Source organism: Streptomyces sp. NBC_00988 (assembly GCF_045162645.1).
Lineage (GTDB): Bacteria > Actinomycetota > Actinomycetes > Streptomycetales > Streptomycetaceae > Streptomyces.
In genome coordinates this window covers 7,811,746-7,833,531 of the sequence record NZ_CP108730.1, presented here as the reverse complement: position 1 = coordinate 7,833,531, position 21,786 = coordinate 7,811,746, and the positions used below count along the sequence as shown (strand labels likewise).

Genomic DNA, 21,786 nt, shown 5'->3' with positions numbered 1-21,786 from the left:
CCATGTCCGATTTCATGGGGTTAATGGGCACATACCCGATATTCAGGGCCCGGTACCGTCCCCGAGGGCGCACTGTGGCACGAACGGCGTACACCGAGCCCGGCGCGCTCCGCCGTCCCGGCCTACGACGACTTCAGCGCGCCCCCGCGTCCAGGAGCGCGAGCGCCTCCCGTACGGCCGGCACGTCCTGGTCGAGCCAGTCGACGGTCCAGATGTCGGCGGGGGCGAGCCAGCGCAGTTCGTCGTGGTCTTCGAGGGGCTCGGGCTCCGCCGAACCGGGGAGCAGCCGGGCCGTCCAGACCTGGAGGACGTACGGCGGCCTCAGCGGCCACTGCCCCGGGACGCGCTCCACGGTCTCGGCGTCGACACCGAGTTCCTCGCGCAACTCGCGCACCAGCGCGGCGTCGGGGCGCTCGCCGGGTTCGACCTTGCCGCCGGGGAGTTCCCAGCGCCCGGCCAGTTCAGGGGGTGCGCTGCGGCGCGCGGCGAGCAGTCGGCCGCCGTCGAACAGGGCGGCGCCGACCACCACGATCCGTGTCGTCATGCGCCGGAGCCTACGGGGTGCCGGGGCGCGGTCAGTTGCGGGTGGCGTCCTCGCTCTGCCCGATCCGCTCGACCCAGTACAGCTGCTTGTGCCCGCGGTCGTCGAGGCTGTCCGCGATCTTCTGGGCCTCGGCGCGGGTCGCGTACCGCCCCACGCGGTAGCGATTGCCGTTGTCGTCCTGCCGTATCACGAGCCAGGGAAGAGTGATCGTGCCGTCGTTCATCGCCATCGCGCCCCTCCGTCTCCCGCTCGCGGTTCGTGCCGTGCCCCACCCCATAAGGAAACCGCAATCCGCATATGCCGGAGCCTACGCCTAACCTTCACGCAGCGAATACGGGTTTTCACAAAGAGGTACGCAACCAGCCAGGACGGAGGGGGCGCACGATGACGAACGCGCCGTTGGCGCACCTCGATGCATCCGGTGAGAGGCACGCTACAGGCGCGGTGAACGACCTGCGAGAAAGACCGGAATCCAACGGCGCCCAGGACAGGGCGGATTGACCGGTTCCGGCGACAAATGCCGTAAGGGGTGGACTACTTCACATGAAGCGCACTACTCGGTGCGCTACTTGACCGGCAGGTGGTAGGCGATCCGGTAGCGGTCGGCCGGGACCACGACGTCGGCCGTCTCCACCGGGCGCCCCGAGGCGTAGTACGTCCGCTGGATGACCAGGACCACATGCCCGGGGACTCCCCCCAGGGCGAGCAACTCCTCGGCGAGACCCGGCCGGGCGCCGACCTCCTCCGTGACGTTGTCCACGACGACGTCGATCGCGCGCATCCGCTCGACGACCCCCATGCCGCCCAGCGGGCCCTCCTCGGGCAGCATCACGGGCGTACGGCCGGTCACCGCGAGGGGCTCCCAGGACGTGGAGAGCATCATCGTCTCGCCGGAGTCCCGGAACACGTACTTCGTGCACATCACGCGCTCACCGGGCTGGAGCGCGAGCCGCTCGGCGATGGCGACGCCGGCCTCGGCCTGCTCACTGCTGGACTCCCAGGTGCCGCGCGCCTCCCCCTCGGCCTGCTCCTGCCGGAACGGGGTCGCGCCGGCCGGCGGCCGGAACCCGGAGCGGGAGACGCGCCGCGGCACGGGACGCTCGCGCACATACGTCCCCGATCCGGAGCGGCCCTCGACCAGCCCCTCGGCCATCAGCACCTTGCGCGCTTCGAGCGCGACCGTGTCGGAGACCCCGTACTCCTCGCGGATCCTGGCCTGCGAGGGCAGCCGGGTGTGCGGGGGCAGCTGGCCGTCGACGATCTTCTTGCGGAGATCACCCGCGACGCGCAGATACGCCGGCTGCTCACCGAATGTCACTGGCCGCTCCCATCAGGTTGTACAGACAGCAACAGCCTGGCAACCGTGGGTTGTGCCATGCAAGCAAAGGCCAGAGAATCACTCGATGTGATGACTTATACCCGGCGTGGGCTTTACCCAGGCACTTTCTCCCCGCTATAGGAGCCGTCACACCTCCATGCCGCCGGCGTCTCCCCCGCCGTCCCCGCCACCGTCGTTCTGGTCGTACGACGGAGGGGTCGTGGCGAGCCCCAGAGCCTCGCGGGCGGTGACCGACTTCTGGGGGTCGATCAGGTCGGCGCCCTTGTCGTAGTGCCCGTAGAACTCGTCGGCGTCCGAGGCCTTGGCCGCCTTCGCCCACTCCTTCTGCGCCGCCCGCAGATCCTTGACCAGGGCCGCGACCGGCTTGGCGGAACCGCCGGGCCACTCATGGCTCTCCAGCAGATCTGCCTGCTGGGTCAGCGCGGTCGAGACCCGGCCCGCCCAGGCCTTGTGCCCCGGCAGGTCGTCCTCGACGTACTGCGCGTCGGGGGCCGAGTCCAGCGCCGAGTTGAGGACGTGGGCCGCCTTCAGATAGGCGACCTGGTCGGAGTCGAGGGTCGTGGCGTCGTTGCGCAGCGAACCGGCGGGCAGGCTCGCCTCCTCGTCCGTGTTGCCGAACACGCAGGTGATCTCGCGGTCGCCCAGGCTCCAGCTCTGCGAGGTCGGGGTGACGTAGTAGATGTCCACGTCGTCGGGCACGGCCCAGCCGTCCATGGCGTAGGCGTCCTGGAGCGCGTAGCACTTGTCGTCGGCGGTGGCGGTGACCTTCTTGTCCCCCGGGTACGAGCCGCTGCCCATCCGCACGACGGCGAACACCTCCCCGTCGTGCGCGCCGTCGCAGGACACCACGTCGAAGTCGTACGTCATGCCCTCCAGCGAACCGCTGGGCGCGTCGAAGCACTCGCCCTTCACGGGGGAGGCGCTGGAGTCGTTCCGCGCGCTGTCCTTGACGTCGTCCCAGAAGCCGGTCGCCGCGCCGGTCGCCGCGAGCACCCACACCATCAGCCCGAACGCCGACAGCACCATGCCGGCCGCCGCCATGCTCCGCCCGCGCTCGCCCCGCTTCTTGATCTGGTTCAGCGAGATCAGCCCGAGGACGACCCCGACCCCCGGTATGCAGCACAGGATGCCGAGCACGAGAGCGGCGACGGACATGCCGTTGAGCGGCGCGGGGTTGTTGTACGGGGTGTAGCCCTGGGACCAGGTCTGGTAGGGCTGCGGTCCGTAGGGACCCGGAGGGGTCTGCGGGCCTTGGGGGTACGGGGCGTACGGGGTGTGCGGGACCTGCGCGGGCGGGGCGTACGGGTCCTGCTGGGGCGGGGCGTACGGGTTGTACGGGGTGGACGCCTGCGGGGAGGGAGCCTGGGCCGGGGGCTGGTCCTGGGGGCTCTCGGGACCCTGGGTGGGCGGCCCTTGGGGCTCCGGGGGCGGGGGTATGGACACCGGTTACCGTGCTCCTGGTTCAGGCGGGGATCTCCAAAAGGAGAGCTGGAGATCTTCAGATGCGGAACTGACGTACGACTTGGCGCATGGTAAGCGTGAGGTGAGCGGGAGCGGCCGACGGGGGCACGGTGTTCCCGGCGGCGGGGTGAGTCACCGAACCGGAGTCGTTCCCCGAGCGGGACTGGGGCTGATCATCGGGGCGGGGCGGCCGACGATAGCCTTCCCGTGCGCGATCTTGTGATCGGGTGATCTTGCGCTACGGGACTCATGGGGGCGGAATTGGGAGCGGTCGGGGGGATGGCGGTTCAGGGCGCGGTAGTCGAAGGCACCGCGGTCGGAGCGAGCGTCGACGCGGTCAATCGGCTGACGGCGCGTTGGGCCGAGTCGGCGACGGGGGGCACGGTGTTCTCGGCGGCCGGGGTGTGGCCGTTGCTGGCGTTTCTCGCCGACGGGGCGTCGGGCGCCGCGCGGGCGGAGCTCGCGGATGCGGTGGGGATGCCCGCCGACCAAGCTGCCGCCGCCGCGCGGGAGTTGCTGGACGCGATGGGGTCGATGCCCGGGCTGAACTCCGCGCTCGGCCTGTGGACCCGGCGCGAACTGGCCGTACGGGAGGAGTGGCGGGCCGGGCTGTCGGCGGGCACGCACGGTGTGCTCACCGAGGATCTTCCGGCCTCGCAGCGGGCGTTGGACGCGTGGGCGGCCGAGCGGACGGGCGGGCTCGTCGAGCGGATGCCGGTCACGCTGGACGAGGACGTGCTGATGGTCCTGGCGAGTGCGCTCGCACTCCGGACCGAATGGCCGCGCCCCTTCAGCGAGTTGAGGCTCATCCCGGATGCCGGGCCCTGGCAGGGGCGGGAGTTGGTGGGTCTGCACCGCACCGGCGTCCGCCTCGACCGGGTCGGCGTGGTGAGCGGCCCGCACGGACACGTCACCGAGCTGAAAGTCCCGGGCGACAACGGGATCGACGTCCACCTGCTGCTCGGCGAGCAGCGCATGACCCCAGGTCAGGTGCTGGGCACGGGAGTTGACGTCCTGGCCCGCCGGCTCCCTGTCACAGCGAGCGGCCAACTCCCGTACGGCGACGTGGGACCGGGCCTGCGCGTCGAGCAACAGCGCTGCGCCACACCGCAACCGCCGGAGCTGTCGGTGACGACGGTCGCGTACGACATGCGGGCGCGGCACGATCTCCTGGACCTGCACGGTCTGTTCGGGCTCACGACGGCGATGGACACCGGTGCCGGCCACTTCCCCGGCATCAGCCCGACCCCGCTGGCCATCGGGCAGGCCGAACAGTCCACGGTGGCCCAGTTCGGCGCCCTCGGCTTCCGCGCCGCCGCGGTGACCGCGGTCGCGCCCGTCTTCGGCGGCGCCCGGCCCGACCTCCGCCACACGACCACCGTCGTCACGGCCCGCTTCGACCGCCCGTTCGGCTTCCTCGCCGTACACCGGGAGTCCCGCCTGATCCTGACGGCGGGCTGGGTCACGGACCCGACGCCGTACGGGAGGTAGGGGGCGCGGAGCGCTCGCGGCCACCCCGCATGCGCTCCGTCCGTGGGAACCCCCCGCGCGCCACCCGCCCGCACCTCGCAGCGCACCCCATCGTCGAACGGTGACCAAGCCGACCCGTCTGCTGCTCCCCCTCCTCGCCGCCGCCCTGCTCCTCCCCCTCCCCCTTCCCCCGGCGTCAGCCGCACCCCTCCGCGACGACTGCGACGCGCGCGGCTGGGCGCCCTCGGCCGGCCGGATCGACCCGACCGACACGTACCACCCCTACGTCGGCAACGGTTACCTCGGCACCCGGGTCCCGCCCGCCGGTGCGGGGTACGCCGCGTCCGGTGAGAAGACCGGCTGGCCGCTGTACACCCCGCGTTACGACGGCGCGTTCGTCTCCGGCCTCTATGCCCGGGGGCCCGCGAACACGGCCGGCCGCGAGGCCCTCGCCGCGCTCCCGAACTGGACCGGCCTCGACGTCACGGCGGGCACCGAGACGTACGGCGGTGGCAACGGCGGCCGGGTCAGTCACTACCGCCAGACCCTCAACCTCCGCTGCGGGTACGTCCGTACGTCCCTCACCTGGACCACCACGGACGGCCGCCGCACCGACCTCGTCTACGACGTCCTCGCCGCCCGCGACTCCCCGCACACCGGCGCCGTGCACCTGCGCGTGACCCCGCACTGGGACGGCGAACTCACCCTCACCGACCGCCTCGACGGCCGCGGCGCCCGCCGTGTCACGCAGACCGACGGCGGGAACGTGGGCGACCACACCATCGGCGTGGCGTTCCGCACGGACGGGACGGGTGTCGACGGGGCCGTCGCATCTGTGCTGGATGCGCCCGGGCGGCCCCAACACGCCCCCGATCCGGGGAAGTTGAGCGCCGGCCAGGCCACTCGCCTCCCCGTCCGCTCCGGGCGTACCTACACCGCCACCAAGTACGTCGGCGTCGACACCGCCCTCACCTCCCGCGACCCCCGTTCCGCCGCCCAGGACGCCGCCGGGCGGGCCGCGCGGCGGGGGTGGGACGCGTTGCTCGCCTCGCACACCGCCGCCTGGCGGGCGTTGTGGTCGTCGGACATCGAGGTTCCGGGGCATCCGGACCTCCAACTCTGGGCCCGTTCCGCCCAGTACGGGCTGCTGTCCGCGCTGCGCCCCGGCGCCCGGAACAGCATCGCGCCCGCCGGTCTGACCAGCGACAACTACGCCGGCATGGTCTTCTGGGACGCCGAGACCTGGATGTTCCCCTCGCTGCTCGCCACCCACCCGGACCTCGCCCGCCCGGTCCTCGAATACCGGTACCGCACCCGCACGGCCGCCGCCGAGAACGCCGCGAAGACCGCGGTGAAGGGCCTGTTCTTCCCCTGGACGAGCGCGAGTCACGGCCGGCTGTGGAGCGAATGCCAGAGCTGGCAGCCGCCGCACTGCGTCACCCAGAACCACCTCCAGGGCGACATCGCCCTCGCCGCCTGGCAGTACTACCTCGCCACCGGCGACCGCACCTGGCTCCGCACCCGAGGCCGGCCCCTCCTCAACGGCCTTGCCCAGTACTGGACTTCGCGGGCGACCAAGAACTCCGACGGCTCGTACTCCGTCAAGGAGGTCGCCGGTCCCGACGAGTACAGCAACGGCGTCAACGACGGCGTCTACACCAACGCCGTCGCCGCCACCGCCCTCCGCGCCGCGACCGACGCGGCCCGCGCCCTGGGCACCGACGCCCCCGCCGACTGGCTCACCGTCGCGAACGGCCTGCGCATCCCCTACGACCCGAAGCGCAAGATCTTCCTCCAGTACGACGGCTACGGCGGCTCCCAGATCAAGCAGGCGGACACCGTGCTGCTGATCTACCCGCTGGAGTGGCCCATGCCGGCCGGTGCCGCGGCCGCCACCCTCGACTACTACGCCCAGCGCACCGACCCGGACGGCCCCGCCATGACCGACGCCGTCCACGCGATCGACGCGGCGGCGATCGGCGAGCCGGGCTGTGCCGCGTACACCTTCCTGCGGCGGGCCTACCAGCCCTTCGCCCGCGGCCCGTTCGCCCTCTTCTCCGAGTCGCGCGGCGACAAGGCGGGCGCGTCCGACCCCCTCGCGGGCTCCCCCGCCCAGGACTTCCTCACCGGCAAGGGCGGCTTCCTCCAGGTCCTCACCCACGGCCTCACCGGCCTGCGCCTGCGCCCCGACGCCCTCCACCTCGACCCGACCCTGCCGCCCCAACTCCCGGACGGCGTACGCCTGTCGGGGCTGCGCTGGCGCGGTCGTACGTACGACATCGCCATCGGTCCGGAGACGACGACGGTACGGCTGCGGTCGGGCGCGCCCTTCTCGCTGGACACCCCCGAGGGGCGCCGCACCCTCTCCGGCACGGTCACCCTCAAGACCCGGCGCCCGGACCTCATCCCCACCACCGACCTGGCCCGCTGCCGCCCGGCGACGGCCACTTCCTCCGTCTCCGGCCTCTACCCGGAGGCGGCCGTGGACGGGAGCCCCGCGACCGCCTGGTCACCGGCCACCGACCGCGCCACCCTCACGGTCGACCTGGGGCGGACGGTGCGCGTCGGGACGGTTCGGCCCACGTGGACCAAGAAGCCGCGGTCGTACACGGTCGAGGTCTCCGCGAACGGGCACGCGTGGCACGCTTCGGACGGCACGGCCGCCCGGTACGTCCGCGTCACCGTGCGGGGCGGCGAAGGTGCCGCTCTCGCGGAACTCGACGTGCGCTCGTGACGGCCGAACTCCCCTGCGGGCACGGTCAGTTGGTGGCCTCCGCCGCCAGTCGCCGCTGCTCCTCCTCCACGATGCGGCGGGCCAGCGTGGCGTCGGAGATGTCGATCGCGTCCGGGGTGGCGTCAGCGAGGGCGCTGCGCCGGGCGAAGGCGTCGAAGAGCCGGTCCTTGTTCTTGAGGATGGTCAGGAGCCGGTCGTCCACGCTGTCGGTGGCGAGCATGCGGTGCACCTGGACCGTGCGTATCTGGCCCATGCGGTGGACGCGGGCCACGGCCTGGTGCTCCACCGTCGGTTTGACCTGGGGTTCGCAGAGGATGACCAGGGAGGCGGCCTGGAGGTTGAGGCCGATCCCGCCCGCCTCGATCTGGGAGAGCAGGACGGCGTGGCCGGGGGCCTGGGTGAACTCGTCGACGAATTGCTGTCGGCGGGCGGCCGGGACGCTTCCGGAGATGGGCCCGAACACCCCCTTCTCCAGGGCCTGTTCCACCGCGGCGAGCACGTCCCGGAAGTACGAGAAGACCACCACCTTCACGCCGTTGTCCGCAGCCTCGGCGACCAGCTCCCGCAGGCGTTGCAGTTTCGCGGACTTCTCGGTGTCGGCGTAGGCGGCCCGGCGCATCGCCATGAAGTTGCCGTCGCCGACCGCGCGGCCGTACGCCTCGCGGTCGGCGACGCCGAGTTCCACCCACTCGTCGACCTGGACCAGGGCGGGCAGTTCGGTGAGCACGTCCTCCTGGTTGCGGCGCAGATAGGCGGGGGCGACGGACTTGCGGAAGGCGTGCGGTCCGGCCGCCGCGGTGCCGTTGCGGACGGTCGGCAGGAGGTCGGGGCGGAGGTGGCGGACGAGGGTGCGGAACTCCTCGACGCGGTTCTCCATGGGGGTGCCGGTGAGGAACAGGACGCGGTCGCAGCGCTCGGTCCACAGGGCGACCGACTTGGTGCGGCGGGTGTCCGGGTTCTTCACGTAGTGGGCTTCGTCCACGACGAGCATGCCCGGGGTGGGGCCGGTCGGTGCCGGGTCTGTCAGCCCCTTGCCCCTCGGCCTCTTGCCCTTCAGCGACTTGTCGATCGGCGCGGGCAGGGTGTGCAGCGTGTCGAAGGTCGTGATCGCGACCCCGCCGCGCTCACCCCACTCCGCGTAGGCCTCGTGCCGGTCCGGGCCGTGCACCGGCAACGCGCGCAGGGTGCTGCGGGCGCCGATCTCACGGGTCCAGTTGATCAGCACGCTGGCCGGGCAGACCACCAGGAAGTGGTTGTGTCCCTCGGCCGCGAGATGGGCCAGCGCGGCGATGGCCTGGACGGTCTTGCCGAGCCCCATCTCATCCCCGAGGACGACCCGGCGTTGGGCAAGGGCGAAGCGGGCGCCGAAGGACTGGTATCCGCGCAGGGAGACCCGGCGATGGGTGTCGTCCAGCGGCTGGGCGTGCACGCGCTCGGCCAGCTCGGCCGGCAGGAACCCCTCGCTCGCCGCGAGGTCCGGCTGCTGCCCGTCGACCTCGGCGAGCTGGCTGTAGTACTCGGCGGACCGCAGCTCGAAGTCGACCCATGCCTCGATGTCGGAGACCGGCGGCCGCAGCAGGTCGGTGGAGGCCTGCGCGATCAGCAGCCGTACGTCCTTGGCGGCCGAGTCGGCGACCAGTTCGTGGAGTTCGGCGACCGCCGCGAGCGCGCTCTCCCGCCGCCTGCGTCCGGCGAGTGCCATCAACAGCCTGCTGCTGGCGGGGCGGGCCACGGGCAGCAGCGCGCCGAGCCGCTCGTCGAGCCGGGTCGCGGCGTCCAGGGCACGGCGCAGCTCCGGGCCTGCCTCGACGAGCCGTTGCAGGGCGATGACCAGGGCGGTGGTGCGCGGCTCGGGGTGGTCGACGTCGATGCGGACGGACACGGTCTCCGCGACGGCCCGCGCGATCTGCCGGGCCGCCGCGAGGGCCCGGTCGGCGGTCTGCTGTCCTACGCCGGGCAGCTGCCGCAGCTCGTACCGGCTCGCCTCGTGCACCGCGCGCACGGAGGTCAGTCCCGCCGCCTCCACCGCCCCGAGCCGCAGCCGCCCCTCGGTGACGTCCTTCAGCCGGGCGACCGGGATGGACTCCAGCTCCTGCGCGACGAGTTCGGCCCGCAGTGGCTCCAGCGCGGAGCGGACGGTGTCGAGCGCGCGGGCGTGGTCCTCACGCAGGGCGCGCGCCACGTCGTACAACCGCGTGCCCCGTGCGCACAGCTCCCTGGCCCGCCGTCCGGCCCGCGGAAACTCGCCCTCCATGTCACCCCCCGCTCCCCATGCGTCTCGCCGTGCACCCATCGTGGCACGCAGCACTGACAACGGGAGCGGGCCCGGCTTCTCAGCCCTCCGTCAGGCGTCGAACCCCGTCGCCCGGGTCCGCTTCTCCCACACCGCGATGTCACCCCGCACCTGCTCCAGGTGCCCGAGCACGGCGTCGACCGCGTCGTCACCCAACGGCAGGTGCAGCGGGGTGTCCTCGGCGTCCAGCGCGGCAAGGATGAGGGCCGCCGCCTTTGCGGGGTCGCCGGCCTGGGCGCCGTCACCGCCGGAGACGAAGCCGCGGGTCGCGCTCACCTTGGCGTACACACCGCTGTCGGCGCTCACCCCGGCCCTGCTCGTGTCGAACAGGGCGGTCCGGAAGGCGCCCGGTTCGACGATCAGCACCTTGATGCCGTACTCGGCGACCTCGTCCGCGAGCCCCTCGGAGAGTCCCTCCAGGGCGAACTTCGTTCCGCTGTACGCCGAGAAGCCCGCGAAGGACATCTGCCCGCCCATGCTGCTCATCTGCACGATCGCCCCGGAGCGGCGGTCCCGCATGGACGGCAGCACCGCGCGCGTGAGGGCCGCGGGCCCGAAGACATGCAGGTCGAACAGGTCCCGCAGCTCCTGCTCGGTGGTCTCCTCGAAGGCCCCGACGTGCGTACGGCCCGCGTTGTTGACGAGCACGTCGATCCGCCCGTGCCGCGCCACCACATCCCGTACGGCCGCCTCCGCCGCCCCCGTGTCGGTGACGTCCAGGCGCAACGCCTCCATCTGGTCGGGCCGGGCGGCGACGAGATCGTCCAGCCCCTCGGTCCGCCGGGCCGCACCGACCACCACGTCACCGGCCGCGAGCGCCGCCTCGACGATCGCCCGCCCGAACCCGCTGCTCGCACCGGTGACCAGCCACACCTTGTTCATGACGACTCCCCTTGAGATCCCCTGTTGTCCACCTGCCGACCAGCCTGCTCCCGCCCCCGATCACCCGTCCAAGACCTACGCTGATAACCAATGGCTATGACGACGGACGTCCACGTACGGGACCTGCGCTACTTCGTCGCGGTCGCCGAGGAGCTCCACTTCACGCGCGCGGCCGAGAAGCTGTACGTCTCGCAGCCCGCCCTGAGCAAGCAGATCCGGGCGCTGGAACGGCAGTTGGGCGCCGAACTGTTCCGGCGTGACCGGCAGGGCGTGGCACTCACGGCCGCCGGTGCGGCTCTACTGCCGTACGCCGAGCGGGTGTTGGCGGTCTGGGCGGAGGGCGCGTCCGCGCTGGCGGAGGTGAGCGCGGCCGAGCGCAGCACCCTGGTGGTCGGCATGAGCACCAGCCCCGGCCGGGGCGGCCTGCTGCCCGCGATCCGCTCCCGCTTCACGGCCGCGCGTCCGGAGGCGAACGTACGGCTGCGGCAGGTGAGTTGGGACGATCCGACGGCCGGCCTCGCGGACGGCGACGCAGATGTCGCCTTCGTCTGGCTGCCGCTGCCCGACGCGGAGCGCTACGACTGGACGGTCGTGGCGGAGGAACCCCGCCTGGTCGCGCTCCCGGACACCCACCCGCTGGCCGCTCGCGCCGAGGTCGACTTCGCGGACCTCGTCGACGAGCCGTTCCTCGCCCTGCCGCCCGACGCGGGTCCCCTGCGCGACCATTGGCTCGCCCTCGACGAACGCGGCGGCCAACTACCGCGCATCGGCGCGGAGATCGCGAGCACGGAGGAGACGTACGAGGCGCTGGTCGCCGGTCTCGGCGTCTGCCTGGTGGCCACGGGCAACGCCCACCTGATCACTCTCGGCGGTGTCGTCACCCGCCCGGTGCACGGGATTTCGCCGAGCCGCTATGCCCTGGCCTGGCGGCGGGAGGACGGCGGACGGCCGCTGGTGAGGGCGTACGCGGAGGCGTGCCACCTGGGGGCGGGGCGCTGATCGAACGTGTCTGCGACACGGTTACGATGAGCCGTTTTCGGGGGCCGGGGTTCGGGGTTCGGAGGGGAACCATGTCCACAGGGGGAAGCATGTCCGTACGACGGACAAGACGCACACCACTCGCATCGCTCGCGTTCGTCGGTGTGGCCGCGCTCGCGGGGCCGTTGCTCGTTCCAGCAGCTTCGGCGCAGGCGGCGTCGGGCTCGCTGACCGTCACGACGTTGGGGCGGCACGGCGCCAAGGTGGCGACGACGATCACCGTCGTCAACGCGTCGTCGGGTGAGACACGTACCGTCAAGTCGGGCAAGCGGCTCAGCCTGCCGGCGGGCAAGTACCTCGCGATGACCGACATCTACGAGAGCGCCACCGACGGTCTGGGCACCGACACGATCGGCGCGCAGGTGGTCACGGTGTCGGGGGCCAAGTCCGTGACACTGGACGCCCGTAAGGGCAAGGCCGTGAAGGTGTCGCTGGACACCCCGGCCGATGTGACGGAGCCGGCCCGGATCAGCGCGCGGGTGTGCGCCGCCACCATGGACATGCCCTCCGCGTTCAGCTCGGGCGGCTGGAACGACGCGGGATCGCTCTACGCGATCCCCAACTCCTCCAAGCTGCTCCAGTTCGGGTACATGGCGCAGTGGTCGGGCAACGACAGCTATGTCGCGGTCAAGAAGACGACCGGTATCCCGTCCGCGCCCGGCGGTTCGTTCAAGCGGTCGCAGCTGGCGACGCTGCGCTTCTCGGTGCGCGCCGGAACGCAGATGGGCACCCAGAACGACACCGCCCTCCAGGCCGCGCCCAAGGTCGACGACTGCACGACCGACCTGTACGCCAACGTCACCGACGACAGCGCGCCGTTCAGCACCGCGGTCCATGTGACGCCCGGAACCTGGCAGCCGCGCGACGACGTGCTCGCGAACAACGGCGATGCCGTCGGCGGCGGTTTCCCGGCGACCAGGACACTGAAGGCGGGGCAGAGCTTCACCCAGTCGTTCGGGCGGGCCGTGTGGAGCCCGATGCACTATCTGCCGATGGTCTGGCAGAAGTCCGTGAACTTCATCCCGGACGCGCTGATCGGCGACCCCGACGTGGGCGTCTGGGGCGCCGACCCGACGAAGGAGACGGTGGTCCTGTCCAAGGGGAGCACCACCGTCAAGAAGCAGACCCTGACCAACTGGGGCTCCTCGTCCAGTGACACCTTCGCCGCCCGTATCCACTCGGCGGGCACGTACCGGCTGACCGTGGACGCCCACCGCTACCACCCGGGCATCACCTTCCCGTCCGGCATGCTGTCCTCGCGCGTCACCCTGGACTGGCGCTTCAAGGCCGACCCCGCCAAGTCGGTGGTCGCCCCCGTCTTCATGACCCGCTTCCTGCCCGCCGGCCTCGACAGCCGCAACCGGGCGACGGCGAGCAGCACCACCTCGGTCACCGTCAGTGCGGGCCGCGGGTCTCAGGACCCGGACGTCAAGTTCACCAAGTCGACGGTCAAGTCCCTGAAGGTCTGGGCGTCTTCGGACGGCGGCAAGACCTGGAAGGCCGTGACGGTCACCCGCTCCGGGTCCTCCTGGAAGGCCGCCGTGCACAACCCGGCCTCCGGCGCGGTCGCCCTGCGCTCCCAGGTGACCGACTCCACCGGCGGCACGTCAGTGGAGACCGTCTACCGCGCCTACGCCATCGGCTGATCCGCCCCTGCCGTCGGCTCCGGCTCCGTCCGAACAGGGTTGGTCTCCGGCCGGGTCGGACGGTTCGGGCGTCGGTGACGTCGAGGGCTCGGACGGGGTCGTGGGCTCCGGAGGGGTGACGGGATCCGGAGTCGCCTCCACGGGAGTGCTCGGCTCCGGCGTCGGGTCCTCGCTCTTCGGAGGCGTGGGAGCCGGTGCCGTCGGCGTCGGGTCCGTTGGTGTCGGCTCCGGCTTCGTGGTCACCGGTGGAGTGGGAGGCGGGGTCGGAGACGGCTCAGTGGTCACCGGCGGCGGCTCAACAGGCGTCGGGGAAACCGGAGTTGCCCCACCACCCCCCACCGGTGTCACGCCCACCCCGCCCCCAGTGACGCCAAGTACGGCCGGAGGCACGGCACTTATCGACCCGTCCGCCGCAGGTGCCGTAGAACCACTGCGGTCACCCGGCACCTTCGGGGGCTTCCCCGTCCGTGGCTCGGACGCCACCGGCGCCTGGGAGACCGGGACTTCGGCCACCGGGCCCTTCGCGACCGGGACTTCGGAGGCGTCGGTGCCGCCGAGGAGGACGCAGACCGCGACGGCGCCCGCCACGGCCGTACCGACGGCGGCCGCCATCTGTGTCTTGGAGGCGCCGGCTGCCGCATGGCGCATGCCGTGCAGCAGTCCGGCACCATGACCGCCCGCGGCCGTGGCCGCTCCCGCGGAGCCCGCGCCGAACGCGGCGAGCAGGAACTTGCCCGCGCCGCCGAGGACGAACACGAGCAGGGCCGGTGCGACGAGTGCGGGCAGGCGGTCGTTGGCGCGCATCAGGGCCGCGAGGCGGGCGCGGCAGTCGTCGCACGCGTCGACGTGGCCGAGGAGGCGTTCGGACTGCCGCTCGGTGGCGCCGCCGCGGACGTACGCGGGCATCCGGGCCCAGTGGACCTGGCACGCGGGATCGTCCGGGGCACCGGTCTGCTCGCGCAGGAACGCCTGCCGCATGCCCTCGCGCGCACGGTGCAGCAGTACGGCCGTCGCGCCCTGCTTGGTGCCGAGCTGGGGGCCGATCGCGGCCAGCGGCAGGCCCTCCGCCTCGGCCAGCCACAGTGCCTTCACCCAGCGCTCGGGCAGTTGCTCAAGTACCCGCACCAGCAGGTCGGTTGAGGACACCTGCTCGGCCGGGTCTCCCCCGTGGACGTGCGCGTGGCTCACGTCCGCCCGCTCGTCGGCCTGCGGATCGCGCGGTGTCTCGCGTGCGGCGCTCCCCGCGGCCGTGGCGAGGTGCTTCACGGTCGTCATGAGGTACGCCGGTACGTTGTCGATCTCATGCCCGGCGGACAGCCTGCGCCACACCCTGAAGTGCGCCTCGGCGACGAGGTCTTCGGCGACCCAGGCGTTCCGGGTGAGCGAGCGGGCGTAGGCGACGAGGCGCGGCTGCTGCTCCTCGTAGATCCGGGCGTATGCGGCGGCGGGACCGTCGTTCATGGCAGCAACGCTCCAGTTGCCAAGGGGGGCGGGGAAGGATTTGTAAGCCTAGATGCCGAAACTTTCAACTAAAGTTGCAGCGACAACAGAAGGTGACCCAGATCACATCAACCTTCTTCCGTCACGGCGTAATCAAGCGCCCCTCCGCGCGCTCAAGGAGGGTGAGTCGGCACAACCGGCCGCCGTCCCACCCGAATCGGAGACCGTCCATGCGCCACGTCACCCTGGAACAGCCCACCAGCGCCCGCCTGATCGCCGACGACGACCAGGAGCTGGCCGTCACGGTCACCCTTCGCTACTCCTCGGGCGACCCCTTCGCCGTCCAACTCCTGTTCCCCGCCTGGATATCGCTCGACGGCAAGAAGGTGACGTGGACCTTCGCGCGGGCGCTCCTGGAGGAGGGTCTCGCCACTCCGGCCGGGATGGGCAACGTGCACATCCGGCCATACGGCCCCGCCCACACGGCTGTTGAGTTCCACTCGCCGGAGGGCATCGCGATGATCCGCTTCGACACGGTCGCGCTGCACCACTTCCTGCGCCGCACGTACCGGGTGACCGAGCCGGGCCGGGAGGCCCTGGAACCGTCCCTCGACCGGGGCCTCGCCTCGCTGCTCGACGGCGCGTGAGGGCGGCGGCCCCGTTTCGGTCCCCTTGCGATTGGCATATTCTGCGAGGCCTCTCGATGTGATCCGGTTCGCCGGTACCCCCTGCCACGCACGAACGGTGCCCGTCTGGAGAAAGCAGCCCCCATGAGCGAATCGCCGCCCTGGACGCCCCGGTTGTCCACCCGTGCCGTCGTCGTCGGAGGCAGCCTCGCCGGCATGCTCGCCGCCGCCGCGGTCAAGGACTTCGTCGACACCGTCGAGATCATCGAGGCGCACGATCTGCCCGAGGGGCCGAAGTCACGTCCGGGCGTTCCCCAAGCCGCCCATTTCCACGTCCTGTTGTCCGGTGGGGCCAACGCGATCGAGGACCTGGTGCCGGGCACGGTCAAGGAGTTGCTGTCCGCGGGCGCCAACCGGGTGCCCATGACGACGAACATGCTGATCCACTCGCCCGAGGGCTGGTACCGCCGCTGGGAACGGGACAGCCACTACCTGATCACCGCGAGCCGCGACCTCACGGATTCCGTCGTCCGCAGACAGGTGCTGAAGGACCCGCGCGTCAGCGTGCGCCCGCACACCAACGTCACGGCCCTGCTGGGGAGTTCGCGCCGCGTCACCGGTGTACGGCTGCGCGCGGCGGACGGCACCGAGACCGACCTGACCGCGGACCTGGTCGTCGACGCGTCCGGGAGGGCGTCCCGAACTCCGCGGTGGCTGGGCGAGTTGGGCATCCCGGGCCCCGCCGAGGACCGCATCGACTCCGGCATCGCGTACGCCAGCCGTATCTACCGCGCCCCGGTCTCCACCCGCAACTGGCCCGTGATCAACGTCCAGGCCGATCCGCGACGGGGCGAACCCGGCCGGACGGGCGGCATCGTCCCCATCGAGGACGGCCGCTGGCACGTCAGCCTGATCGGCACCCCGGGCGCCCAACCCACCCGCGAGGCGGCCGAGTTCGAGCCGTACGCGCGCACCCTCCGCCACCCGATCGTCGCCGACCTCCTGTCCCACGCCGAACCGCTCACCGACGTGGCCCTGACCCACAGTACGGTCAACCGCCGCTACTACTACGAGCGTCTGAAGTCCTGGCCCGAAGGCCTGGTCGCCCTGGGCGACTCGGTCGCCGCGTTCAACCCGATCTACGGCCACGGCATGTCGGTGGCGGCCCTCGGCGCCGTGGCCCTCCGCACCCGACTGGCGTCCCACGGCCTCACCGACGGCCTCTCCCGCAAGGCGCAACGGGCCATCGCGAGGCCTGTCGAACTCGCCTGGAGTCTCGCCGTGGGCCAGGACATCCACTACGAGACGACGAAGGGCAAGAGCGCGGGCGCGGCCGACCGTCTCCTCCAGCGCTACGTCAGCCGACTCTCCTATACGGCCACGGGCTCGTATCGCGTGGCCACCGCGATGACGGAAGTCCTGACCCTCCAGTCCCCGGGCACGGCGCTGCTCCGGCCAAGTGTGCTTGCGGCGGCGGCAATTGGGCCGCTGCGGCCGCAGCTCGACGGGCCGACGTTCACGGTTCGGGAACGGGAGTTGCTGGCAGAGGCCGGTATCTCGTTGCCCGGGATCACCGAGTAGCGCACCGGGATTGTCAGTGGCGGCTGCTTCCATGAGGTCATGAGCACCGTGTACGAGGCCGCCGCCCTCCTCCCCGATCCCGCCGAACTCCGCGTCCACCTGCGGGCGTTGGCGGTCCTGGACTCGACGATCGGCGACGATCCGCAGTTCTGCGTGTACGCCTTCGACGCCGACTGGGGCCCGGGCGAGGAGGCGGCCCTGATGGACAACGGCTCGGGGGACGACTTCTCCGTCCTCTTCGCCCCGGCCGGCGTGCTCGTCCGCGGCTTCGACCACGAGTCGGCGATGAGCCCGTACGGGACGGACGACGAGGAGGTCTGGCCCGGTGTCGTCGACGAAGTGCCCGCCGCGCTACGTCCGTTGCTGGACGACCCCGCCTTCCGCGACGAAGGCCTCGACTTCACTCGCGTCACCGCCTGCCTGTGGCGCGAGACCGGTGACACCGCGTGGCGCACCGGCTCGGCCATCGACTTCCCCGCGGGTCACGAGAGCCCGGACGGCTCCGGCTTCCTCTTCCGCCTCCTCACCGACCGTTCCCCGGAGACCGTCCAGGCCCACTTCGAGGACTACTACGAGCGCTCCGTCCCCCTCGACGCCGTCCGCCATGTGCTCGCCGGGCACCCCGTGACCCCGGCGGTCGCGGCGGCGCTCAGGCCGTCCGTCGCGTGACACCCCCACGGTCGATGACGTCCCTGCGGGTCACCGCGAGGTACACCACCAGGCCCAGGATGACCGCCAGGAACAGCGCGCTCGTGACGACCGTGCCGAAGCCGAGGCCGCCGTCGCCGGTCGGCTGGGAGAGGTAGTCGCCGATCGAGGCACCCAGCGGGCGGGTGAGGACGTAGGCGATCCAGAAGCTGCGCACCGCGTCCAGGCCGAGGGCGAAGTGGGCGACCGCGACCGCCCCGATGGCCAGGGCGAACAGGACCGCGGACAGCCAGTAGCCGAGGTTCATGCGCTCGGAGACCAGGTCACCAGCGGCGGTGCCCAGGGCGAAGGTGAACAGCACGGCGAGCCAGTAGTAGGCCTCGCGGCCGGTGGTGTCGATGCTGTGGATGGACAGCGTCCCCTCGCGCCGGTACCAGACCACGAAGACGACCACGAGGGCGACGGCGAACACCGCGGTGCTCGTCTCCAGCGGCACGCCCATGTTGTCGGTCAGGTTGTCGCTGATGAGCGTCCCCACGACGCTGATCAGCGCCACGGCGAGCCAGTAGACGCCGGCGCGGTAGGCGGTCGTACGGAACTGGACCACCAGCACCACCGCCAGCAGCCCGCTCATCAGCACCGACACACCGGTCAGGCCCAGGCCGGCCTTCTCGTTCAGCAGATCGGCCGCGGTCTCGCCGACGGTCGTGCACAGCACCTTGATGATCCAGAAGTAGGCGGTGACCTCGGGCACCTTGTTCCAGCGCGGCGGATGCGCGACGCCGGTCGTGCCGGTCGTAGAGGTCTCGGATGTCTCGTATGTCATGCGGCCCGACCGTGCCATCGGACACCTGAACGCATCCTGACCGCCGTGCGGCGCGCTCCCGCCCCGACATCGTCTACAGTTCCGTAGACCGTCTACAGGATTGTAGTCAGGGAGGACCATGCGCCGGACGATCCTGGTCGTCGAGGACGATCACGCCCTGCGGGACGTGCTGATGCGCGGACTGCGCGACGAGGACTACGACACCGTCCCCGCGCCGGACGGCGCCACCGCCCTGCGCCTGGCCACCGCCGATGTCTCCGCCGCCGTGCTCGACATCGGGCTGCCCGACGCCGACGGGCGGGACGTGTGCCAGGCGATGCGGGCGAACGGGTTCCTCTCGCCGGTCATCTTCCTCAGCGCGCATCACCGGCTGCCCGACCGGCTGTCCGCGTTCTCGGCCGGGGGCGACGACTACCTGCCCAAGCCGTTCCACCTCGCCGAACTCGCCGCCCGCCTGCGGGCGGCCCTCAAACGGGCGACGCCGGCGCCCGCCGCCACGGCGGGAGACCTGGTGCTTGACGCCGTCCGGCACACCGTCGACATGCGGGACACCCGGGTCGACCTGACACCGACCGAGTTCCGGCTCCTGGCCGCGCTCATGGCGGCCTCCGGCGGCATCGTCAGCCGCCGCGAACTGGTCCGCGCGGGCTGGCCCGAAGGCGCCCGGGTCCACGACAACACCCTCGACCAGTACCTGACCCGCCTACGCCGCAAACTCCGCGAGACAGGCAGCACCCGAACAATCGGCACGGCCCGCGGGGTCGGACACCGGCTGTCATGAACGGGGGTCGTCACGGGCTCCGGGCTCCGGGGAACGCCGTCCGGGATCGGCTGGTTTCCCGCGTGGCGCGCCGCGGGATCGGCGCCGCCGTCATGAGCGAGGCCCGGCACAGGCTGCGGGCCCCATGAGCGCCGCCCTCCGCCACCTGCCGCCCCGCACGCCCCTCACGATCGGCAGCCACCCGTCATGAGCACCCCCCGACACCGACCGCAGCCCACCCTCACCGCCGCCCTCCGCCACCTCCCGCCCCGCACCCTCCGCGGCCGGCTCTCCCTCGTGGCGTTGTTCACGGCCGCGTTGCTGATGCTGGTGCTCACCGTGGCGTTCAACTCCGTTGCCGGGCACCGGCTACGGCATCAGGCGGACGACGAGCTGCGTACCCGTGCCGCCGCCGTCGCGACGACCGTCGACACCAGCGGCGCGACGGTACGGGTGCTGGAGACGTCCCACGACGACCTCCTCGACGCCAACGTGTGGATCTACTCCGGCCGGCACCTGCTCGAACAGCCGCCGGCCGCAGGCCCGTTGACCCGTGTCGCCGACGCGCTCGCCGCGCGGGGCGGACAGCGGTGCGTGACGACCACGGTCCGTCGCCCGCTCCGTCTGTGTTCCCACCCGGTACCCGGAGCGGGCGGCCGGGCCACGGTGGTCACCGCGCTGGACCTCTCCCCCTACCGGAGTTCGGCCGACACCCTGCTCCTGGGATCGCTCGCGCTGGACGTCGTCATGCTCGCCTGCACCTACGCCCTGACCCGGCTGGCCGTCGGCCGCGCGCTGCGCCCCGTCCGCACGATGACCGACCAGGCCACCCAGTGGAGCGCGACCGCCTCCGAGGAACGGTTCGACAGCATGCGGCATCCGGCCGAACTCGCCCGTCTCGGCGGGTCGTTGGACGCCCTGCTGGACCGTATCCGCACTCTTCTGCGCCACGAACGGCAGCTCACCGGCGAGCTCTCGCACGAGCTGCGCACACCGCTGAGCCGGATCATCGCCGAGCTCGACTGGTGGCGGGCCCGCCCCCGCACGGCCGACCAGACCCGTGCCACCCACCAGGTCATCGCGGATGCCGCCGAGTCGATGCGCACCATCTGCGACACCCTCCTGGACGACGCCCGCGACGGCACCCTCACCGCGCCGGGCACGGCCGAGGTCCTGCCCGTACTGCGCGGCCTGGCCGAAGTACCGTACGCACCAGGGCACTTGACGATCACGGTGGCCGGACCGCACCTCGTGGCCGGAGTACCGCCCGCCCTCCTCGAACGCATCGTCAGCCCGCTCCTCGGCAACGCCTGCCGCTACGCCGCATCCGTCGTCACCGTCCGCGCGTACCGCGCGCCCGACGGCGCATCGGACGGCGTACGCGTCGACATCGTGGACGACGGCCCCGGCGTACCGCCCCCGTTCGCCGGACAGCTCTTCGAGCCCGGCCGTCGCGCGGATCCCGGCGACGGCCACGGCGGTGCGGGCCTCGGGCTGCCGCTGGCGCGCCGCCTGGCCCGTTCCGCCGGCGGTGAGGTGACGTACGACGCCGGGCACGCCCCCGGCGCGCGGTTCGTGGTCGAACTGCCCGTCGGATGACCGTGCCCCGCGCTCACGCCACGGCGTCGTGCCCGACGTCCTTGCGGGAGACGGCGAGGTAGCCGACGAAGCCGAGGATGGCCACCGTCCAGGACAGGGTGACCGGACCGAGTCCCCAGGCGAGACCGCCCCGTTGGTGGCTGACGGCCATCCAGTCGGCGACCGACGCACCGAGCGGGCGGGTGAGGACGTACGCCGCCCAGAACGCGGCCACCGCGTTCAGCTTGCCCCAGCGGTGCGCGAGTGCCGGAACCGTGATCGCGGCGCCGTACAGGACGGCGGAGCCCAGGTAGCCGAGGCCGATCGTGGCGGTGAGGTCCCCGCAGGCGGTGCCCAGCGCGAAGGTGGCGAGCACGGCGGCCCAGTAGAAGGCCTCGCGGCGCCGGGTGTGGATGCTGTGGATCGACAGGGTGCCCTCGCCGCGGTACCAGAGGACGAAGACGGCGGCCAGGACGACCATGAAGAACGGTGTGGAGAGCGCGTACGGCACGCCGAGGCCGACGTGCAGGACGTCGGCGGCCATCGTGCCGAACACGCTGACCATGACGATCGCCGTCCAGTAGACCCAGGCCACGTACCGCCGCACGGCGAACTGCACCGCCAGGGCGGCCACCAGGGCGATGCCGCCGAGGCCGACGGCGGGGATCGGGCCGAACGCGTGGGCCAGGAAGTCGGAGGCCGTCTCCCCCATGCCCGTCGTCAGCACCTTGATGATCCAGAAGTAGACGGTCACCTCCGGCACCTTGCTCGCCGCGTGCCGGATGCGGCGCGAGGGCCGGTCGTGAGTGAGGTGATCAGTCGTCATGGCAGGCACCATGACACGCTGTCCGAGGGTTGCCCCAGACCCCTTTGCCAGAGCTTTGGGGCTTCCTGTGCATGAGTTGCCCGAGGCCCGTCCG

At 71.9% G+C, this 21,786-nt stretch carries 18 protein-coding genes; 9 read left to right on the top strand and 9 right to left on the bottom strand.

Annotated features, from left to right (window positions below; all coding sequences use genetic code 11):
- Positions 1-133: 133 nt before the first annotated feature.
- The 4 genes from OG496_RS36185 to OG496_RS36170 form a co-directional block, all read right to left on the bottom strand.
- Positions 134-544 (bottom strand): (deoxy)nucleoside triphosphate pyrophosphohydrolase, encoded by a 411-nt coding sequence (locus tag OG496_RS36185; protein ID WP_405973889.1) that lies wholly within the window; start codon positions 542-544, stop codon positions 134-136.
- Between the two features lie 31 nt (positions 545-575).
- Positions 576-767, bottom strand: coding sequence for an SPOR domain-containing protein (locus OG496_RS36180; RefSeq protein ID WP_033286475.1), 192 nt, complete (start codon positions 765-767; stop codon positions 576-578).
- A gap of 342 nt (positions 768-1,109) precedes the next feature.
- The gene (locus OG496_RS36175; protein ID WP_366489631.1) at positions 1,110-1,862 is read right to left on the bottom strand and encodes a GntR family transcriptional regulator; all 753 of its coding nucleotides are present in this window, start codon (positions 1,860-1,862) and stop codon (positions 1,110-1,112) included.
- A 147-nt stretch (positions 1,863-2,009) separates the two neighbouring features.
- A complete protein-coding gene (locus OG496_RS36170; RefSeq protein WP_405973888.1) occupies positions 2,010-3,326 on the bottom strand; it encodes a DUF4190 domain-containing protein in 1,317 nt (438 codons plus the stop codon).
- Between the two features lie 297 nt (positions 3,327-3,623).
- Between OG496_RS36170 and OG496_RS36165 the strand changes: the two genes are divergently transcribed.
- Together OG496_RS36165 and OG496_RS36160 are read left to right on the top strand one after the other, a co-directional pair.
- Positions 3,624-4,835, top strand: a complete 1,212-nt coding sequence (locus OG496_RS36165) for a serpin family protein (RefSeq protein ID WP_405973887.1) — start codon at positions 3,624-3,626, stop codon at positions 4,833-4,835.
- A gap of 100 nt (positions 4,836-4,935) precedes the next feature.
- The gene (locus tag OG496_RS36160) at positions 4,936-7,548 is read left to right on the top strand and encodes a discoidin domain-containing protein (RefSeq protein WP_405973886.1); all 2,613 of its coding nucleotides are present in this window, start codon (positions 4,936-4,938) and stop codon (positions 7,546-7,548) included.
- A 25-nt stretch (positions 7,549-7,573) separates the two neighbouring features.
- On the opposite strand, the gene OG496_RS36155 is transcribed toward OG496_RS36160, so the two are convergent.
- Together OG496_RS36155 and OG496_RS36150 are read right to left on the bottom strand one after the other, a co-directional pair.
- Complete coding sequence (locus OG496_RS36155; RefSeq protein WP_405973885.1) at positions 7,574-9,802, bottom strand: DEAD/DEAH box helicase; 2,229 nt, start codon at positions 9,800-9,802, stop codon at positions 7,574-7,576.
- A 90-nt stretch (positions 9,803-9,892) separates the two neighbouring features.
- Entirely contained in the window at positions 9,893-10,723 is an 831-nt protein-coding gene (locus tag OG496_RS36150) for an SDR family NAD(P)-dependent oxidoreductase (protein ID WP_405973884.1), read from the bottom strand.
- Between the two features lie 90 nt (positions 10,724-10,813).
- Between OG496_RS36150 and OG496_RS36145 the strand changes: the two genes are divergently transcribed.
- Together OG496_RS36145 and OG496_RS36140 are read left to right on the top strand one after the other, a co-directional pair.
- The gene (locus OG496_RS36145) at positions 10,814-11,722 is read left to right on the top strand and encodes a LysR family transcriptional regulator (RefSeq protein ID WP_405973883.1); all 909 of its coding nucleotides are present in this window, start codon (positions 10,814-10,816) and stop codon (positions 11,720-11,722) included.
- 89 nt (positions 11,723-11,811) lie between these two features.
- The gene (locus OG496_RS36140) at positions 11,812-13,407 is read left to right on the top strand and encodes a hypothetical protein (protein ID WP_405973882.1); all 1,596 of its coding nucleotides are present in this window, start codon (positions 11,812-11,814) and stop codon (positions 13,405-13,407) included.
- Here the strand turns inward: OG496_RS36140 and OG496_RS36135 are convergent.
- Positions 13,369-14,868 (bottom strand): sigma-70 family RNA polymerase sigma factor, encoded by a 1,500-nt coding sequence (locus OG496_RS36135; protein WP_405973881.1) that lies wholly within the window; start codon positions 14,866-14,868, stop codon positions 13,369-13,371. The genes OG496_RS36140 and OG496_RS36135 overlap by 39 nt on opposite strands.
- Before the next feature lie 209 nt (positions 14,869-15,077).
- On the opposite strand from OG496_RS36135, the gene OG496_RS36130 reads away from it, so the two are divergent.
- The 3 genes from OG496_RS36130 (at position 15,078) to OG496_RS36120 (ending at position 17,723) form a co-directional block, all read left to right on the top strand.
- Positions 15,078-15,494 carry an SsgA family sporulation/cell division regulator gene (locus tag OG496_RS36130; RefSeq protein ID WP_318018619.1) on the top strand — a complete coding sequence of 139 codons (417 nt, stop codon included), beginning with the start codon at positions 15,078-15,080 and terminating at the stop codon, positions 15,492-15,494.
- Between the two features lie 123 nt (positions 15,495-15,617).
- Complete coding sequence (locus OG496_RS36125; RefSeq protein WP_405973880.1) at positions 15,618-17,054, top strand: NAD(P)/FAD-dependent oxidoreductase; 1,437 nt, start codon at positions 15,618-15,620, stop codon at positions 17,052-17,054.
- A gap of 39 nt (positions 17,055-17,093) precedes the next feature.
- Entirely contained in the window at positions 17,094-17,723 is a 630-nt protein-coding gene (locus tag OG496_RS36120; protein WP_405973879.1) for a hypothetical protein, read from the top strand.
- Here OG496_RS36120 and OG496_RS36115 read toward each other — a convergent pair.
- Entirely contained in the window at positions 17,704-18,528 is an 825-nt protein-coding gene (locus tag OG496_RS36115; RefSeq protein WP_405973878.1) for a hypothetical protein, read from the bottom strand. The two genes, OG496_RS36120 and OG496_RS36115, sit on opposite strands and share 20 nt — an antisense overlap.
- Before the next feature lie 118 nt (positions 18,529-18,646).
- Between OG496_RS36115 and OG496_RS36110 the strand changes: the two genes are divergently transcribed.
- Both OG496_RS36110 and OG496_RS36105 read left to right on the top strand, forming a co-directional pair.
- Positions 18,647-19,309, top strand: a complete 663-nt coding sequence (locus OG496_RS36110; protein WP_405973877.1) for a response regulator transcription factor — start codon at positions 18,647-18,649, stop codon at positions 19,307-19,309.
- Positions 19,310-19,495: 186 nt separating this feature from the next.
- Positions 19,496-20,887 (top strand): ATP-binding protein, encoded by a 1,392-nt coding sequence (locus tag OG496_RS36105; protein ID WP_405973876.1) that lies wholly within the window; start codon positions 19,496-19,498, stop codon positions 20,885-20,887.
- A gap of 13 nt (positions 20,888-20,900) precedes the next feature.
- Here the strand turns inward: OG496_RS36105 and OG496_RS36100 are convergent, their stop codons facing one another.
- Positions 20,901-21,692: a hypothetical protein gene (locus tag OG496_RS36100; protein ID WP_399386984.1), complete on the bottom strand. Its 792-nt coding sequence runs from the start codon at positions 21,690-21,692 to the stop codon at positions 20,901-20,903.
- Between the last annotated feature and the right edge of the window lie 94 nt (positions 21,693-21,786).

Bases quoted from the DNA above. Each gene is read 5' to 3' on its own strand.
- OG496_RS36185 (WP_405973889.1), bottom strand. From the start codon at position 544: ATGACGACACGGATCGTGGTGGTCGGCGCCGCCCTGTTCGACGGCGGC.
- OG496_RS36180 (WP_033286475.1), bottom strand. From the start codon at position 767: ATGAACGACGGCACGATCACTCTTCCCTGGCTCGTGATACGGCAGGAC.
- OG496_RS36165 (WP_405973887.1), top strand. From the start codon at position 3,624: ATGGCGGTTCAGGGCGCGGTAGTCGAAGGCACCGCGGTCGGAGCGAGC.
- OG496_RS36155 (WP_405973885.1), bottom strand. From the start codon at position 9,802: ATGGAGGGCGAGTTTCCGCGGGCCGGACGGCGGGCCAGGGAGCTGTGC.
- OG496_RS36150 (WP_405973884.1), bottom strand. From the start codon at position 10,723: ATGAACAAGGTGTGGCTGGTCACCGGTGCGAGCAGCGGGTTCGGGCGG.
- OG496_RS36145 (WP_405973883.1), top strand. From the start codon at position 10,814: ATGGCTATGACGACGGACGTCCACGTACGGGACCTGCGCTACTTCGTC.
- OG496_RS36140 (WP_405973882.1), top strand. From the start codon at position 11,812: ATGTCCGTACGACGGACAAGACGCACACCACTCGCATCGCTCGCGTTC.
- OG496_RS36135 (WP_405973881.1), bottom strand. From the start codon at position 14,868: ATGAACGACGGTCCCGCCGCCGCATACGCCCGGATCTACGAGGAGCAG.
- OG496_RS36130 (WP_318018619.1), top strand. From the start codon at position 15,078: ATGCGCCACGTCACCCTGGAACAGCCCACCAGCGCCCGCCTGATCGCC.
- OG496_RS36125 (WP_405973880.1), top strand. From the start codon at position 15,618: ATGAGCGAATCGCCGCCCTGGACGCCCCGGTTGTCCACCCGTGCCGTC.
- OG496_RS36120 (WP_405973879.1), top strand. From the start codon at position 17,094: ATGAGCACCGTGTACGAGGCCGCCGCCCTCCTCCCCGATCCCGCCGAA.
- OG496_RS36115 (WP_405973878.1), bottom strand. From the start codon at position 18,528: ATGACATACGAGACATCCGAGACCTCTACGACCGGCACGACCGGCGTC.
- OG496_RS36110 (WP_405973877.1), top strand. From the start codon at position 18,647: ATGCGCCGGACGATCCTGGTCGTCGAGGACGATCACGCCCTGCGGGAC.
- OG496_RS36105 (WP_405973876.1), top strand. From the start codon at position 19,496: ATGAGCACCCCCCGACACCGACCGCAGCCCACCCTCACCGCCGCCCTC.
- OG496_RS36100 (WP_399386984.1), bottom strand. From the start codon at position 21,692: ATGACGACTGATCACCTCACTCACGACCGGCCCTCGCGCCGCATCCGG.